The following is a 14,935-nucleotide window of genomic DNA, read 5'->3' on the forward strand; positions in this document are numbered from 1 at the left end:
CATTATGTCGTATGGCCTCACCCCGAACGGCGATTTCCGAAACCTGGGACGAACAGGGGAAGGTGGGTATGGCACTGATTTGCGGCGCTTCTGCTGGAATCGGTGGGTTGGCTGCGAATGTCGTCGTTCCACACTTCGTCGCGTCGACAGCCGCACAAGCTATACTCGGCGGGCTTATCGCAGGCGGTGCCGTGCTCGCCGGGGTCGCGATTTTCACGCTCTTTTATCAGATGGTCCGGTAGGTCCTCCTACCGGGCGAGCCGAACCTATTTCACCGCGAGCGTCCCAGTTTCTGACATGGTTTCAGACCACTTCGACCCCGAGCGGTGGGAACCGATCGAGGAGTTCGACTTCCGCGATCTCACCTACCATCGGGCGGTCGACTCCGGAACCGTCCGGATCGCGTTCGACCGTCCCGAAGTCCGCAACGCGTTTCGACCCGGAACCGTCGACGAACTCTACGATGCGCTCCAACACGCCAAACGCCAGACCGACGTCGGTTGTATTCTGTTGACCGGGAACGGCCCCTCCCCCGAAGACGGCGGCTGGGCGTTCTGTTCGGGCGGCGACCAGACGATTCGGGGCGAGGACGGCTACCAGTACGAGGGCGATGAGGAACGCGCCTCAGAGCAGGGCCGCCTGCACATTCTCGAGGTCCAGCGACTCATCCGGCATATTCCGAAGGTCGTGGTCTGCGTGGTCCCCGGCTGGGCCGTCGGCGGCGGGCACTCCCTGCACGTCGTCTGCGACCTCACGCTGGCCAGCGAGGAACACGCGAAGTTTCTGCAGACCGATCCCGACGTGGCGAGCTACGACGCCGGGTTCGGCTCGGCCTACCTCGCGAAACAGATCGGTCAGAAGAAGGCTCGAGAGGTCTTCTTCCTCGGGAAAACATACTCCGCTGAAGAGGCCGAAGACATGGGAATGGTCAACGAAGTCGTCCCACACGACGAGCTAGAGGAGACGGCCCTCGAGTGGGGCGAGCGCATCAACGCGAAGAGTCCGACGGCGATGCGGATGCTCAAGTACGGCTTCAACATGGCCGACGACGGGCTGGTCGGCCAGCAGGTCTTCGCCGGCGAAGCGACTCGGCTCGGCTACATGACCGACGAGGCCGAGGAGGGACGCGACGCGTTCGTCGAGGGGCGAGAGCCGGACTTTTCGGAGTTCCCCTGGCAGTACTAAGCGGGCGGAGCCGTCCGGAACCGCCTAAAACTGAGCCATCCATCTTCCTCCGCGCGCGTCGATCGACGAGCGCCGGTCGAACGTTCGACCGCAATGCCAACGTTGACACTTCCTGAAGTGGGACACTCGAGTAATGAGTACGGCAGCGGTTTCGCGGACGAAAGCCTGGGTGATGGCCGCGCGGCCCCAAACGTTGCCAGCGGCCGCAGCACCGGTGATCGTGGGCGTCGGCCTCGCACTCGAGGCGGGCGTCTTCGAGCCACTTCCGGCGCTGTTGGCCTTCGTGGGGGCGGCGCTGATCCAGGTGGGGACGAACTTCGCGAACGACTACTACGACGCCAAGAAGGGGGCGGATACCGACGACCGCGAGGGCTTTACTCGAGTGACCCAGTCGGGGCTCATCGAGCCGGATGAAGTCAAATTCGCGACGGTCGTGACGTTCGCGCTCGCGATTCTCGTCGGAACGTATCTGGTCTTCGTCGGCGGCCTTCCGATCCTCGTCGTCGGCCTCGTGAGCGTCTTCTGCGGCTGGGCGTACACGGGCGGTCCCTACCCGCTCGGCTACCACGGGCTCGGGGATCTGTTCGTCTTCGTCTTCTTCGGCGTCGTCGCCGTGATGGGGACGTTCTACGTGCAGGCGGCGAAGTACCATGCGGATTCGCTGACGATGTCGATACCGGCCGAGACGGTCACGATGACCGCCTTTATCGCAAGTTTGCCGGTCGCCTGCCTTTCGACGGCGATCCTCGTGGTCAACAACGTTCGAGACCGAGAAACGGACCGCGAGACGGGCAAGTACACTCTCGCGGTCCGGCTCGGCTACGGCTGGAGTCGCGTCGAGTTCGTCGCGCTGCTGGCCGTCGCCTTCGCGATTCCGATCTGGTTCTGGCTCGCGGCGGATTTCGGACCGGCGGTCTTGCTGCCGCTGTTGACGGTTCCCTACGCCGCGATGATAACGCAGACGATGCTCACGCGAACCGACGGAAAGGCGCTCAATCCGGCGCTCGAGAACACGGGCAAACTGCTTACGATCTTCTCGATCCTCTTCGCGGCGGGGCTGGTGCTCGGATGACCCCGACCCTCTCGCTTCGGCGCTTTTCGCTCCCGCTCGAGTCGCCGCTCGAGACCGCTCACGGACGGATCGACGAGCGCGAGGGCTTCCTCGTGAAGCTGACCGACGGCGACGCGGTCGGCTACGGCGAGGCGACCCCGCTCCCGGGATGGACGGAGTCGCTCGGGGCGTGCGAAGACGCCCTCGAGCGGGCGAAAGCGACGATCTCCGAGGCAGGACTGAACGAGGCGATCGAGGAAGTCGACGACTGCGTGGCGGCTCGGCACGGCCTGACGCTCGCGGTCGCAGATCTCAAATCCGCTCGAGAGGCGACGCCGCTGTACCAGTACCTCAGTGACGACGCGCTCGTCGGTCGGGTCCCGGTCAACACGACGATCGGGGACGGAACGCCGGAAGAGACCGCCGATGCTGTCGAGTCCGCTGTTTCCCGCGGCTTCGACTGCTGTAAACTCAAAGTCGGCGTCCGCTCGGTCGAGGCCGATGTCGAACGCGTTCGGCGCGCTCGAGACGCCATCGGGTCGGATATCGAACTTCGAGCCGACGCGAACGGCGCGTGGACGGTCGAGGAAGCCGAGTCCGCGATCGACGGGTTCGCCGACTACGGCGTTTCGATCCTCGAGCAGCCCCTTCCAGCTGGCGCGCTCTCCGGACACGCGGCGCTGCGCGGCCGGGGCGTCGATATCGCGCTCGACGAGGGGCTACTCGAGCACGGCGTCGACGCGATCTGCGAGGCCGGCGCGGCCGACGCGATCGTCCTGAAGCCGATGGCGTTAGGGGGGCTCGACGTGGCCCAGCAGATCACCGCGTGGGTTCAGCAACTCGAGATAACCCCCATCGTGACGACGACGATCGACGCCGTCGTCGCCCGGACGGGTGCCGTTCACCTCGCCGCGTCGGTGCCGGACTTGCCGGCCTGCGGGCTCGCGACGGGCGAGTTGCTCGCCGAGGATCTGGCTCGCGATCCCGTCCTCTTCGAGAACGGATCGGCGGTCGTCCCGCAGGCGAAGGGTCTTGGGGTTTCGGGCCTCTGGTCTGGCTAATGCGTTCGCCCGCCGACTGGCCGACGAGGGATCTGTTGACACATCGCCGAGAAACGTCTCCCGAGAGGACCGCCGTGATCGACGTCGAGACTGACGAACGCTGGAGCTACCGCGAGTTCGACCGCCGCGTCGATCGGCTCGCGAGCGCGCTCGAGTCCGCTCTCGAAACGAGGCGTCTCGAGAGTTCCGACGACGACGCTGGTGCATCATCGGACCGCATCGCCGTACTGATGGAGACTCGCCCCGCGTTCGCGAGCCTCGTTTTCGCCGCGATGCGAACCGGCCGCGTCCTCGTGCCGCTGAACGTTCGGGAAACGCCGTCCGAACTGGCGTCGAAGCTCGAGCGGACGGAACCCGACGCCGTGCTCTGTGAAGCCGAGACGGAATCGCTGGCGGCCTCAAGTGCGGATCGACCGATCTTCTCCGTCGACGAGCCGTCCGATTCGACGCCGGAGACGGTTCGCTCGCTCTCTCATGAGGAGGGCGGGGCCGCGGCGGTTCCCGACCCGGTTTCGCTCAAGCGCGACGACCCGTTTTTGCTCCTGTTCACGTCCGGGACCTCCGGCGAGCCCAAGGGGGTTCGGCTGACGGTCGGGAACCTCCTCGCGAGCGCGACCGCGTCGGCGTTCCGACTCGGGGTCCTCCCCTCGGACCGCTGGCTCTGCTGTCTGCCAATGTATCACATGGGCGGGCTTGCACCCGTCGTTCGGTCGGCGCTCTACGGAACGGCGCTCGTTATTCAGCGCGAATTCGATCCGGTGGAAACCGCTCGAGTCGTCGAGGAGTATGATATCACCGGCGTCTCGCTCGTCCCGACGATGCTCACGCGCATGCTCGAGGCGGGCTGGGGCGAGCGCGATTCGCTCCGGTTCGTCCTGCTCGGCGGCGCGCCGGCCTCGAGCGAGTTGCTCGAACGGGCACGCGAGGCCGGCGTTCCCGCCTACCCGACCTACGGGATGACCGAAACCGCGTCCCAGATCTCGACGGCGACGCCCGAACAGGCGCGCTCGCACGAGGGGACCGTCGGCCAGCCGCTCGTCGTGACCGACGTGACCGTCGTCGACGACGATGGAACGCCGCTCGCGCCCGGCGAGTCCGGAGAAATCGTCGTGTCCGGGCCGACGGTGACACCGGGCTATCTCGATGCAGCCCACACCGACGCCGCGTTCGGAGCCCACGGACTCCACACAGGCGATATCGGCTATCGCGACCGGGAGGGCCGACTCTGGGTGCTGAACCGGCGGAGCGACCGCATCGTAACCGGCGGAGAGAACGTCGATCCCGGCGAGGTCGTAGACGTTCTTCGAGCCCATCCGCAGGTCGACGAAACCGCCGTCGTCGGCCTCTCAGACCCGGAGTGGGGCGAGCGGGTCGGCGCGCTCGTCGTCCCGACCGAACCGGCTGCGGTGACGGCTGACGACCTGCTCGAGTTCTGTAGCGGCCGATTGGCAGGGTTTAAGCAGCCAAAGACGATCGGCTTCGCGGACGAACTCCCGCGGACGGCCTCGGGGACCGTCGACCGCGAGGCCGTTCGGCGTCTCCTTCGAGACGAGGGGACGGACGCGTCGTCCCTCGAGTAGCCGCTTCGGCCGCCGGTTAGGGAGCAACATATAGGGTGCGAAGACGTATCTGCGCTCGTGTGTACGCTGACACTCGCCTGGCAGGTCTTCGACGACGCGCCCGTCGCCGTCGCGGCGAACAGGGACGAAGCCCTCGAGCGGCCCTCGACTCCGCCCGACGTCTATCGCGAGGAGCCGCTGGTGATCGCCCCGCGGGATACCGACGCCGGCGGGACCTGGATCGGGTACAACGAGCACGGCGTCGTCGCCGGGATCACGAACCGCTGGACCGACGCGGAGCTGGCCGGCGACCGATCTCGAGGACTGCTGGTCGGGGACGTGCTCGCTGCCGAATCGGCGACCGAAGCGGCGCGGACGATCGAGGCGACGACAGACGAGCACGAGTACGACGGGTTCAACCTCGTCGTCGCCGACGCCGAGCGAGCGTTCTGTGACACGTGGGACGGCCGACTCGAGCGCCACGAGTTCGAACCGGGCGTCCACGTCGTTGTCAACGTCGCCGTCGACGAGGTCGTCGACGTACCGCCGGCCCGCCCGGACGCGGCTCGAGCGCAGGCGGCCAATGCGCGAGCGGTTCGCGAGGAACTCGCGGTGGACTCGACAGAATCCGTCGACGAGTGGCTCGAGCGCGCCGGCGACGTACTGGGCGATCACGAGTACGGCGTCTGCATCCACCGGGACGGGTTCGGCACGCGGTCGTCCTCGATCATCGCCCTCGGCAGGTCGCCGAGCTATCGGTTCGCGGACGGGCCGCCGTGTCGAACACCCTACGAGGACGTGTCCCTCGACCGTGAGAGAAACAGCCCCAGCGGCGACCGCGAAGGCCACATTTAAGCGCCTCGCCCACCGTCTATGTGGTATGCGCGACCATTCGTCTGTAGCCAAGAGCACGCTCGCGAGGTGGGCACTGTGAGCGTCTCGAGCGCCGAAGCCGAACTCTCCGCGGACGAACGGGCGGGACTCGAACTCGTCAGGGAGACGGGCGGGATTCACCAGAGCGACTTCTGGAAGGAACTGGATGTCTCCTCGCGGAAGGGAAGCCGGATCATCGAATCGCTCGTCGAAAAGGAACTCGTCGATCGCGAGGATACGGTGTACAACGGGCACAACACCTACTACATCACGCCGACCGCTCGAGATCTGGACTTCCGACTCCTGATGGCCGGCGACATGCTCTCGCCGTTCATCGGCGAGGAGGAGGTCGACCCCAACAGCGACGCCTTCTCGCAGTGGATCATGAACCTCGCGTACCAGGACTGACGCGAGCGTTTCTTTCAGCGCCGCCGACTATCGATAGCTGGTAGCCGCGTCTGTTTCTCGAGATGGAAGTCAACGCCGTCGACGAAGCTCACCCGTTCAGCCACTTCTGAATCGGCGATCCGGAGTGCAGCGAGGTACCACCAGTCCAACAAAGCCACGTGCGGTGGCGCGCGCTCAGAAGCGGGTCGCTATCTGCGACCCGCGATCGAAAGCCGTGCGAGGGATGAGCGCAAGCGCGGAGCGTTTGCGCGAATCGGTTGGGGAGGGTGTGGAAATCATAGTTGCCAGCAGTAGTAGTGTTCTCGAGCATCCCAGCGACTGTACTCTACGAGTCGGTTGCATCCCTGCACGTTTCGTGCACACATTATTCCTACCCAGAAACAGTAGTTATATGACACTACAGGTCATTGCAGCAAATGGAAGCCATACACTCCACGGCAAGGGGGCGTTTTGCATTGAAATGCCCCGGGTGGTTACAGCACCCGAGACGTGGCTTCCAACCCGATGAAGGATGGTTGCCATGATTGGCTTACTTCTCCGCGGGCTTAAACACCCCGTCCGACAGACGAATCGCAGTCGACTACCGCCAGTCTCGTTGTCCGTCCCGTTAACTCGGACTACCGCACTCGAGGGTGAGCGTAAACTATGACGACATCGACGAACAGTCTGGTCCTCGAGATCGTCCGCACGCTCGAGAACGAGGGCGTCCCTCGAGACGCCTACCAACTCGGCCGAGAAATCGATCCCGAAGCGCTCGCGCGACTGCTCGAGTCCGCCGACAGTGCGATCGAGGTTCGCCTCGAGGTACAGGGCGTCTCGCTCGCCGTGACAAACCGCGGCGTCTGGGTGACCGACGACCCGCCGTCGTCCCCGCCCGAGTGCCCGCGATGTGGACGCCCGGTCACCACCGTCATCCAACTCGTCCCGACCCACCGCACCGCCTACCCCTGTGGCTGTCCGGTCGAGGGCGAGTCCCTCGAGTAAGGGTATCGCTCGAGTAGCGAACATCTCTCGAGCGGGGCTCGCCACCAAGTGGGATCGTCTCCGAGTGGGGTCGTCGTCAAGCGGTGAACGATCGATAGTAAGAGATCGCAACTCGAATCGTGGTCGCTCGGTCGACGCGCTTACTCGAGCGCGCTGCCGGCCCGGATTATCTCGCGCTCGCCGAAGGCTGGTCCGACGAGTTGGATCCCGACCGGGAGCCCGTCGGTCTCGCCCGCCGGCACCGAGATCGCGGGCAGGTTCGCGAGGTTCACCGGCACCGTGTTGGCGTCCGCGAGGTACATCGTCAGCGGGTCCTCGAGGCTCTCGCCGAGTTCGAACGGCGGCACGGGCATCGTCGGCGAGGCGAGCACGTCGGCGTTCGAGAGCGCCTCGTCGAAGTCCTGTTTGACCCACGCTCTGGCGTCCTGTGCTTTCTTGTAGTACTTGTCGTGGTAGCCCGCCGAGAGGGCGTACGTTCCGAGCAGGATTCGGCGTTTGACCTCGTCGCCGAACCCTTCCTGTCGCGCCTGCGAGAAGGCCTCGTTCCAGTTGTCGTTCTCGCCCTTCTCGCCGGCGGCGTGGCCGTACCGGACGCCGTCGAAGCGCGCGAGGTTCGAGGAGGCTTCCGACATTGCGATCACGTAGTAGGCCTCGACGGCGTGTTCGACCGACGGCAGGCTGACTTCCTCGTACGTCGCGCCTCGGTCCTCGAGGTGGTCGATGGCGTCCCAGAACGTTTCGACGACGCCCTCGTCCGCGCCCTCGAGCAGTTCCGTGGGGACGCCGATGGTCAATCCGTCGACATCGCCGTCGGCCGCCGCGGCGTAGGAGCCGTCAGCAGCGTCGTCGACACGTGGCGGTTCTCGAGTGGTCGCGTCCCGGTCGTCCGGACCGGCGATGACGTCGAGGAGCGAAGCGGCGTCCTCGACGCTCGAGCCGAAGGGGCCGATCTGCTCTAAGCTGTTGCCGTAGGCGACCAGCCCGTACCGCGAGACCAGTCCGTATGTCGGCTTGATGCCGACGACGCCGCAGAACGCGGCGGGACAGCGGATCGAGCCGCCGGTATCGGAGCCGAGCGCGAGGTCGGCCTCGCCCGCGGCGACCGCAAGACTAAAGCTGTACATCTCTGAGGATTTCAACAGGGCTGGATACGCCTAAACCCTCCATTGGGGAGTGMWCTCGACTGTTCACGGAGCGGTCGCGGACCAACGGCCAATTTTATTAAGTCAACTGAGTGTGTCGAACTACTTATGGACGTACTAATCACGGACGATTCCGGATTTATGCGGGATCTGCTTCGAGAAATTCTCGAGGAGGAGCACAATATCGTGGGAGAGGCCGAAAACGGCGTCGAAGCGGTCGAGCTGTACCAACAGGAACAGCCGGACATCGCCTTCATGGACATCGTCATGCCGATCAAAGATGGGATCGAGGCGACCGACGAGATCACCGATCTCGATCCGGACGCGACGATCGTGATGTGTACGAGCGTCGAGCAGGCCGAGCAGATGAAAGACTCGATCAAAGCGGGCGCGGACGGCTACATCACGAAGCCGTTCCAGAAAGAGAGCGTGCTCGAGGAAGTCAACAGCATCACGTCCGGGTAATATTCATGGAAATCGATATTCGAGCGCTAGAGACGTACAACAAACTCGCTCACGACGGCGCGCAGTCGGCAGTCAAATCACTCTCGCAACTGACGGGCATCAGCACCCGCGTCGAGGTGACCGACGTTTCGCTGATGTCGCCGTCTGACCTGCAGTACGAGTTCATCGGCAACGAGTACGCGGGCGTCAGCATCGACCTCACTGGCGAGATCCGCGGGGAGACGGTCCTCGCGTTTGACGAGCAGGCCCGCACCGCGGTGACGGACGTACTCGTCCCGGCCGACGACCCCGAGATGAAAAAGAGCAGCATCAAGGAGGTCGGCAACATCATGACCAGCGGCTTCATCGACGGCTGGGCCAACCACCTCAACACGAAGATCAAGAGCTCGCCGCCGACCTACATCGAAGGGACCGGGACGGAAGTCCTCCCGCGCTCGGCGACGGAGGGCGACAGCCACCTGCTCGTCTTCCGCAGTCGCGTCGAAGCCTCCCGCGGCGGCGTCAACGAACCCGTCGATTTCCGCATCCTGCTCGTTCCCGACCAGACTTCCCTCGAGACCGCCCTCGAGCCCCAGACCGATACGAGCATCTCCTTCGAGAAGCTCGAGGTGTTCAACGAGATGACCAAGGAGGGCGCGGAGAAATCGGCGTCGAACATCACCTCGATGACGGGCATCGAGACGAGCGTCAACATCAGCCGGCTGAGCCTCGTTCCGCTCGAGGACATTCCGGCGGAGGTCGGCACCAAACGCTACGTCGGGACCGTCATGGAGTTTCAGGGCAAACTCAGCGGCTATCTGATCATCCTCTTCGATCAACCCTCCGGCCGGGCGGTCGTCGACTCGCTCGTCCCGATGGAGACCGAAGGCGAGTGGGGCGAGATGGAACAGGGGGCCCTCCAGGAACTGGGAAACATCATGACCAGCGGCTTCATCGACGGCTGGGCGAACGTGTTAAACGCGGAGATCAAACACTCGCCGCCGAAGTTCGTCGCCGACATCGGCTCGTCGATCATGAGCCCGATCATCGCCCAGATCGCCCAGACCGACGACCACGCGTTCCTGCTCGACTCGAGCATCGAGACGGACAGTGACCGGGTGTTCACCTGCCAGATGCTCGCCCTGCCGCGCCGGGACGAACTCGAGGAGGCGCTCGACGAAATCCTCGTCGAGAACTCGGGGAACACGGAAGTCGATCCGAACGATCTGTTCTAACTCGAGATCGCCGTTTTCGACGCATCGCTCGTCTCTCTTGCGGTACGTGGTAAATTCTCGAGGATGTCACAGACACGTTCGCCTTCGAATCTATCGGCTCCTCAGGCGTTGACGTCTTCGATTCGCTGGCTCACGACGATTCGTCCCTGGGGCGTCAGCGAGAGTCCCTCGCCGTTCTCGACAACCAGTTGCTTGTTCCTGACCGAGTTGAGCACGTTCGTCACGTATGCCGGGTCGCCGTCTAACATGTTCGTAAAGTCGATGTCGCCGCCCGTCGCGTGCACCCCGACGAGCACTCGCTTTTCGGGATTGGTCAGTTCGATATCTGCCACCTCCTCGCGGACCTCGTCGTACTCGAGCCTGAAGTATCGTGCCAGTAGGTTCACGTACTGGCTCTTGGCCGGCGCGATCTGGGTCGTCTGTGTCAGTCCCGACTCCTGATCGGTGTGTTTGACGACCAGCGTCACCCGGTCGTCGCTGTCGCCGATCCTGTTCGTTCGGTCGATGTTCATCACCGTCGCCACGTCGATGGTGAACCCGCTTGACTTCGTCTTCACCTCGACTTGCCTGTTCTTGACGCGGAGTTTCCCGACGACGACGCTCGAGTCTTTGATCCGGCCGCCGACCCGCGCCGGGTGTTTGACGGCGACTTTACGGCCGTTGAGCAGGCAGCGAAAGAGAATTGCGACGAACTTCTCGACTTTCTCGTCCGAGCTTTCGATGACCGCGCTCTGGGTTCCGTCGGCGGTTCGGTAGCCGATCGTTGCCGTATCTCCGAAGAATCGCTTGACGTGCTGGGGCACCGTCCCGACGTTCACGTCGATGACTTGCGACAGCGGAACCGTTTCCTTCGTCTGACCCGTCGCGAGTACGACCCGCTTTTCGGTCATGATGATCCGCCCCTCGAGGGGCTTGCCCGCGTTCTCACCACCATTGCTCAAGATGAAGCGACCGGTGATATCTGCGACGACATCCTCGTCCATGGCACCTGCTACTGACTGAAATCTCTTAGCTTTTCGGACATTCTCGGCGCTCGGCAGATCACATCCCGGGGACGATCAATGACGGACTTTTTGGCGCTCGAGACCGGTTGTCGAGCTATGAGTGATCCACGCGCGGAGTTTCTGGCGGGCGAACGGCCCGACGATGTCGCCTTGTTTTTGGCCGATTCCTACGTCGAGGACGACCGCCTCGAGCAGTTCGGCGAGCCGGTCGAGGGCGGCGTGTTGATCGTCGTCGACGGCGAGAGCGGCCGAAACGCGTTCAAGGCCGCGACGGGGACGGACGCGATGGCCTTCGCGAAGTCGGCGATGGCGACCGAAAGTTCGATCGACGACGACCTGACCGACGGCGTCTGTCCCGACGCGCCGGACGCAGACGAGGCGAGCGACGGGGACGAGACGGACCACGGCGTCCAGTTCGTGTTCTCGTTCTCCGAGGAGCAAAACGAGGACGTCGGCGGACTGTACGCCGAGGGCGACGTCGTCCACGCGTACGCGAAGTGTAACTGCGGGACGGCGTACTCGGACCGCTGGACTGCAGAACAGTAACGAGCGAATCGTCTCCGGCCAACTCGAGCCGTCGCTCGTCGCTTTCGAACCACCTCGGACGGCAGCTTTTTGGGTCTCAGCATGGTGGAGCCGCCTATGAGCTCCGCCGAAACGCCGTACGAAACCGGTCGTGGATTCGGCCTCTCGAGTCGCGAAGCCCGCGTGATCGGTGGGGCGAGCGTGCTGATGGCGATCAACGTCGCCTGATGGCCGTAGTCGCCGAAACGCCCCTCGCCGCGATCAACGAGACGCTGTTTCGGTTGCCGATCGTCGGGGTTATCGTCTACGGCGCGGCGATCACGGGCGGCGAACTGATCGCAGAGCGCGGCGTCGAGGGCGGCGATACGGGGATCGCGGTCGCCGGCATGGTGATACTGCAACTCGCGTTCGGCGTGTTTGGTGCGGGCATCCTCTCGTTCGTGCCGGCCGAGAGTCGGCTCGCGGTTCTCGGCGTGACGGCGGTCGTCGTCGCGATCCTGACCGCGCTCGTCTCCGGGTACGTCTACGCGCGCTCGAAGTCGTTCGCCCACTGGGGATCGTACGCCACCTACTCGTTTATCGGCGGCGTGATCGCCGTCGCCGTCGGGACGTTCGTCGCGCCGGTCCTGCTGGTCGGCTTCGTTTTGATCTTCCTCGGCTTCGTCCTGCGACTCGGCTGGGAGATCTGGCGCCTCCGGGACCGTCGGGACATCTCAGTGGGGGTCCAGACCATCGGCGTCTACGTCGCCGTCGCCGGCGTCTTCGTCCACGTCTTACAGCTCGTGATCCGGTTTTTCGCTCGAGAGTAGGGTTCTTGTATCGTCGTGTGTCATCCGGACAGACAGCGATCGGCGACCTCGAACGAGCACTCGCCGAACGCGTAGAGAGTTCCGTACTCCGACCCGAGAAAAACGAGGTCGGACGTGACCGCCGGGGTTCCCGTTCCGGCCTGCTGGTTACGCCCCATCTCAGCGCGCCCGAGTTCCTCGCCCGTCGCGCTATCGACGACGAACAGGTGGCCGTACATCGTGTCGCGCTGGATCCACCCCGACACGTAGACCGCGTCGTCAGCGACGACCGGCGTGGTGACGAGGTCGACCTGCGGTTCATCGTGTGGGCGTTCGCCCTCCTCGGGCCCGAAGCGCCACGCTCGCTCGCCCGTCTCGAGTCGACGGGCCTCGAGACCGAAGTACGAGGCGTGATAGCACAGGTCTCCGGCGACGGCGAATCCAGCGCTCGGCCAGCGGGGCCCGATCGATATCTCCCACCGAAGCGAACGATCACGACGGTCCAGCGCGCCGAGTGTGTCCTCGTCGTCGCGGCGGAGCGCCACGAGTATCAGATCGTCGACGACGGTCGGGGTCCCGTCGATCGGTCCCTCCCAGCGCCAGCGTTCTTCACCGCTCGTCACGTCGAGCGCGACGAGTCCGGTCCGGTCGAACGGAACGTAGACTACGTCTCCGGCTCCGGCTAGCTGCCACATTCTGCTCCAGTCGTCGAACGACGTGTGCCAGCGCTCGTCGCCGGTCGCGGGATCGATTCCGTAGACGACCTCGTTCTGACCGTCCTCGTCCTGTGTACCGTACGTTCCCGCGATGACCACGTCGTCGGTAACGACGGGCGTGGTCGCGTCGGACAACTGCTGGTCGCCATAGAGGTTATCGACGGTCCACTGAATCTCGCCGTCGGTGGTGAGCATCGTCAACCCGTCGTCGGTCTGGGTGAATATCCGATCCCTTTTGACGACCGTCGAGTCCGAGTGATTGAGGGAGTAGACCTTTTCGGTCCGGAAGAGTTCGGTCGTCCACCGGGAGTCGCCGGTCGCCGCGTCGAACGCCTCGACCCACGCCCCGCCGCGTTCGTGGTCTCGAGCCTGTCGTGAATAGGTAAAGTAGAGAACGCCGTCGTCGACGACCGGAGACGGGGTGATTCCGCCGCTTCGCGCTCGCGCTTGCTTCCAGACGGTATAAAGGTCCGTCGTCGGACCGTCAGTGCTCGCGTAGCCGGTGTGGGCGTTCGTGAGCGTGCGTCTGGGCCAGGAGCCGTCGGCAGTCGGATTCTCGCTCGAGAGACACCCGGCGAGCGCACCGATCCCGGCGGTACACGCCGTGAGAACCGATCGACGAGAGGAGGGCATTGGCGGAGTATTGTCAGCGTTTCATACTATAGGTTGCGGTCACCCCTCACGACGCGGCACAGCGAGAGTGGATTCTCCCGTTTTCGGGCGTTTTCGGCCGTTTCACTCGCTCACTTCTCGTTCTTCGTCGACCACGGCACCGAAGGCGTCCAGCAGGACCTGTTTGGCGACCGACCCTCGAGTCGTCCAGTGGTTCGCGTAGTCGAGCATGTCGTCGTAGATGTCGGGCTTGCAGCCCGCGGCTTTCGGGTGGCCGCCGCCGTTTACCTTGCCGGCGACCTCGTGGCAGCGGTCGAACTCGTCGGTCCCGCGGATGGAGGCCGAGCCGGCGGGTTTGACGATGATGGAGGCGTCGGCACCCTGTTCGCGCATGGCCTCGGCGACTTCGTTTTGCGAGCACCGGCCGTAGGTGATGCCGACGGTGTAGCCGCCGACTTCCCGGAGTTCCGAGCGGGAGACGGCCCGCTCGATCAGGGCTTCTTTCTCGACGCGGCGTTTGGCGATGTAGTCTTCGACCCACTCTGGGAAGTCCGCGCCGTACTCGCGGACGACCTCGACGTACTCCGCGGGGTCGGTCCAGTAGGCGTAGTCCGCGAGGTCGTCGCTGCGGGGGTCTTCACGGAGCCAGAGGTCGTGATCGCGCGTGACCGCGGCCAGTTCCGCGAACTGGTCGTCGAACTCGTACTCGAGCGAGCGGTAGACGACGTCCGCGCTACACTCCTCGTCGGAGTCGCCGACGACGAGTTCCACGCCGGCGTCCCGGACCGACCGGGCGACGCCGTCGTCCCACTGGTGGTGATCGTACCACTCGACGCTGCTCGCGGTCTCGACGGCCGCCTCGAGTTCGTCCGCGACGTACTCGTAGCGGTCCGGACACAGGTCACAGACGTAGAGGTCGATGCCCTCGACGCCGTGGTCGGCGACCTGCTGGAGCGAGTCCTCGAGGTCGTGCGGGCTACCCGGAACCAGCGCGACGCTGTGGGGCGTCGGTTCGGGCTCCTCGAGGAGGTCGTCCTCTGCGTCGGGGTCTGATTCGCTATCGGCTGCTCTCTCGGCGTCCTCGCTTTCCTCGCCGCCTGCGTCGGGTTCCGGGACGTTCTGTACGTCGCCGTACATCTCGCGCAACAGCGCGACGCAGGCCAGACCGTCGGCGTCAGGGTCGGCGACGACGGCGACGTCTGCGCCCTCGAGGGCGGATTTCGCTTCCTGTTCCTCGAGATCCTCCTCGAGGCTGTCGGGCATGAAAAACCCCGTCCCCGGCAGGACGGATTTGCGGGCGAGAGACAACTCGCCGCTCTCGATGAGTTCTTCGTACATACAGTCCGTT

General features: G+C 64.6%; 14 protein-coding genes and 2 pseudogenes. 12 read left to right on the plus strand and 4 right to left on the minus strand.

Going from position 1 to position 14,935, the window contains the following annotated elements:
- Positions 1-11: 11 nt before the first annotated feature.
- The 8 genes from EL22_RS17150 to EL22_RS18015 all read left to right on the plus strand — a co-directional run bounded on the left by EL22_RS17150 (position 12) and on the right by EL22_RS18015 (position 7,121).
- A complete protein-coding gene (locus EL22_RS17150; RefSeq protein ID WP_156184083.1) occupies positions 12-242 on the plus strand; it encodes a hypothetical protein in 231 nt (76 codons plus the stop codon).
- A 55-nt stretch (positions 243-297) separates the two neighbouring features.
- The gene (locus EL22_RS09185; protein WP_050051198.1) at positions 298-1,185 is read left to right on the plus strand and encodes a 1,4-dihydroxy-2-naphthoyl-CoA synthase; all 888 of its coding nucleotides are present in this window, start codon (positions 298-300) and stop codon (positions 1,183-1,185) included.
- 133 nt (positions 1,186-1,318) lie between these two features.
- Positions 1,319-2,257, plus strand: a complete 939-nt coding sequence (locus tag EL22_RS09190; protein ID WP_050051199.1) for a 1,4-dihydroxy-2-naphthoate polyprenyltransferase — start codon at positions 1,319-1,321, stop codon at positions 2,255-2,257.
- Positions 2,254-3,297: an o-succinylbenzoate synthase gene (gene menC / locus EL22_RS09195; protein WP_050051200.1), complete on the plus strand. Its 1,044-nt coding sequence runs from the start codon at positions 2,254-2,256 to the stop codon at positions 3,295-3,297. The genes EL22_RS09190 and menC overlap by 4 nt, the downstream gene beginning before the upstream one ends.
- Positions 3,297-4,877, plus strand: coding sequence for a class I adenylate-forming enzyme family protein (locus EL22_RS09200; protein WP_050051201.1), 1,581 nt, complete (start codon positions 3,297-3,299; stop codon positions 4,875-4,877). Before menC ends, EL22_RS09200 begins: the two co-directional genes overlap by 1 nt.
- A gap of 57 nt (positions 4,878-4,934) precedes the next feature.
- Positions 4,935-5,711, plus strand: coding sequence for an NRDE family protein (locus EL22_RS09205; RefSeq protein WP_050051202.1), 777 nt, complete (start codon positions 4,935-4,937; stop codon positions 5,709-5,711).
- 75 nt (positions 5,712-5,786) lie between these two features.
- On the plus strand, positions 5,787-6,137 hold the full coding sequence (locus tag EL22_RS09210; protein WP_050051203.1) for a transcription factor: 351 nt from the start codon (positions 5,787-5,789) through the stop codon (positions 6,135-6,137).
- Between the two features lie 645 nt (positions 6,138-6,782).
- Positions 6,783-7,121: a hypothetical protein gene (locus tag EL22_RS18015; protein WP_197075876.1), complete on the plus strand. Its 339-nt coding sequence runs from the start codon at positions 6,783-6,785 to the stop codon at positions 7,119-7,121.
- 140 nt (positions 7,122-7,261) lie between these two features.
- Here the strand turns inward: EL22_RS18015 and EL22_RS09220 are convergent.
- Positions 7,262-8,227, minus strand: a pseudogene (locus tag EL22_RS09220) (amidase family protein); the annotation flags it as partial.
- Positions 8,228-8,371: 144 nt separating this feature from the next.
- On the opposite strand from EL22_RS09220, the gene cheY reads away from it, so the two are divergent.
- Positions 8,372-8,728 carry a chemotaxis protein CheY gene (cheY, locus tag EL22_RS09225; protein WP_050051204.1) on the plus strand — a complete coding sequence of 119 codons (357 nt, stop codon included), beginning with the start codon at positions 8,372-8,374 and terminating at the stop codon, positions 8,726-8,728.
- Between the two features lie 5 nt (positions 8,729-8,733).
- On the plus strand, positions 8,734-9,942 hold the full coding sequence (locus EL22_RS09230; RefSeq protein WP_050051205.1) for a chemotaxis protein CheC: 1,209 nt from the start codon (positions 8,734-8,736) through the stop codon (positions 9,940-9,942).
- Positions 9,943-10,043: 101 nt separating this feature from the next.
- On the opposite strand, the gene EL22_RS09235 is transcribed toward EL22_RS09230, so the two are convergent.
- Positions 10,044-10,925, minus strand: coding sequence for a CheF family chemotaxis protein (locus tag EL22_RS09235; protein ID WP_050051206.1), 882 nt, complete (start codon positions 10,923-10,925; stop codon positions 10,044-10,046).
- Positions 10,926-11,042: 117 nt separating this feature from the next.
- Between EL22_RS09235 and EL22_RS09240 the strand changes: the two genes are divergently transcribed.
- On the plus strand, positions 11,043-11,492 hold the full coding sequence (locus tag EL22_RS09240; RefSeq protein WP_050051277.1) for a DUF5807 family protein: 450 nt from the start codon (positions 11,043-11,045) through the stop codon (positions 11,490-11,492).
- A gap of 96 nt (positions 11,493-11,588) precedes the next feature.
- Positions 11,589-12,280 (plus strand): annotated as a pseudogene (locus EL22_RS09245) (hypothetical protein).
- Between the two features lie 20 nt (positions 12,281-12,300).
- Here EL22_RS09245 and EL22_RS09250 read toward each other — a convergent pair.
- Positions 12,301-13,608: a PQQ-binding-like beta-propeller repeat protein gene (locus tag EL22_RS09250; RefSeq protein WP_050051207.1), complete on the minus strand. Its 1,308-nt coding sequence runs from the start codon at positions 13,606-13,608 to the stop codon at positions 12,301-12,303.
- 102 nt (positions 13,609-13,710) lie between these two features.
- Complete coding sequence (locus EL22_RS09255; RefSeq protein WP_050051208.1) at positions 13,711-14,925, minus strand: DHH family phosphoesterase; 1,215 nt, start codon at positions 14,923-14,925, stop codon at positions 13,711-13,713.
- Positions 14,926-14,935: the final 10 nt, after the last annotated feature.

This window comes from Halostagnicola sp. A56, from assembly GCF_000691505.1.
Taxonomy (GTDB): Archaea; Halobacteriota; Halobacteria; order Halobacteriales; family Natrialbaceae; genus Halostagnicola.

Excerpts from the sequence above, each read along its gene's own strand:
- EL22_RS17150 (WP_156184083.1), top strand. The coding sequence starts at position 12 with ATGGCCTCACCCCGAACGGCGATTTCCGAAACCTGGGACGAACAGGGG.
- EL22_RS09185 (WP_050051198.1), top strand. The coding sequence starts at position 298 with ATGGTTTCAGACCACTTCGACCCCGAGCGGTGGGAACCGATCGAGGAG.
- EL22_RS09190 (WP_050051199.1), top strand. The coding sequence starts at position 1,319 with ATGAGTACGGCAGCGGTTTCGCGGACGAAAGCCTGGGTGATGGCCGCG.
- menC (WP_050051200.1), top strand. The coding sequence starts at position 2,254 with ATGACCCCGACCCTCTCGCTTCGGCGCTTTTCGCTCCCGCTCGAGTCG.
- EL22_RS09200 (WP_050051201.1), top strand. The coding sequence starts at position 3,297 with ATGCGTTCGCCCGCCGACTGGCCGACGAGGGATCTGTTGACACATCGC.
- EL22_RS18015 (WP_197075876.1), top strand. The coding sequence starts at position 6,783 with ATGACGACATCGACGAACAGTCTGGTCCTCGAGATCGTCCGCACGCTC.
- cheY (WP_050051204.1), top strand. The coding sequence starts at position 8,372 with ATGGACGTACTAATCACGGACGATTCCGGATTTATGCGGGATCTGCTT.
- EL22_RS09230 (WP_050051205.1), top strand. The coding sequence starts at position 8,734 with ATGGAAATCGATATTCGAGCGCTAGAGACGTACAACAAACTCGCTCAC.
- EL22_RS09235 (WP_050051206.1), bottom strand. The coding sequence starts at position 10,925 with ATGGACGAGGATGTCGTCGCAGATATCACCGGTCGCTTCATCTTGAGC.
- EL22_RS09240 (WP_050051277.1), top strand. The coding sequence starts at position 11,043 with ATGAGTGATCCACGCGCGGAGTTTCTGGCGGGCGAACGGCCCGACGAT.
- EL22_RS09250 (WP_050051207.1), bottom strand. The coding sequence starts at position 13,608 with ATGCCCTCCTCTCGTCGATCGGTTCTCACGGCGTGTACCGCCGGGATC.
- EL22_RS09255 (WP_050051208.1), bottom strand. The coding sequence starts at position 14,925 with ATGTACGAAGAACTCATCGAGAGCGGCGAGTTGTCTCTCGCCCGCAAA.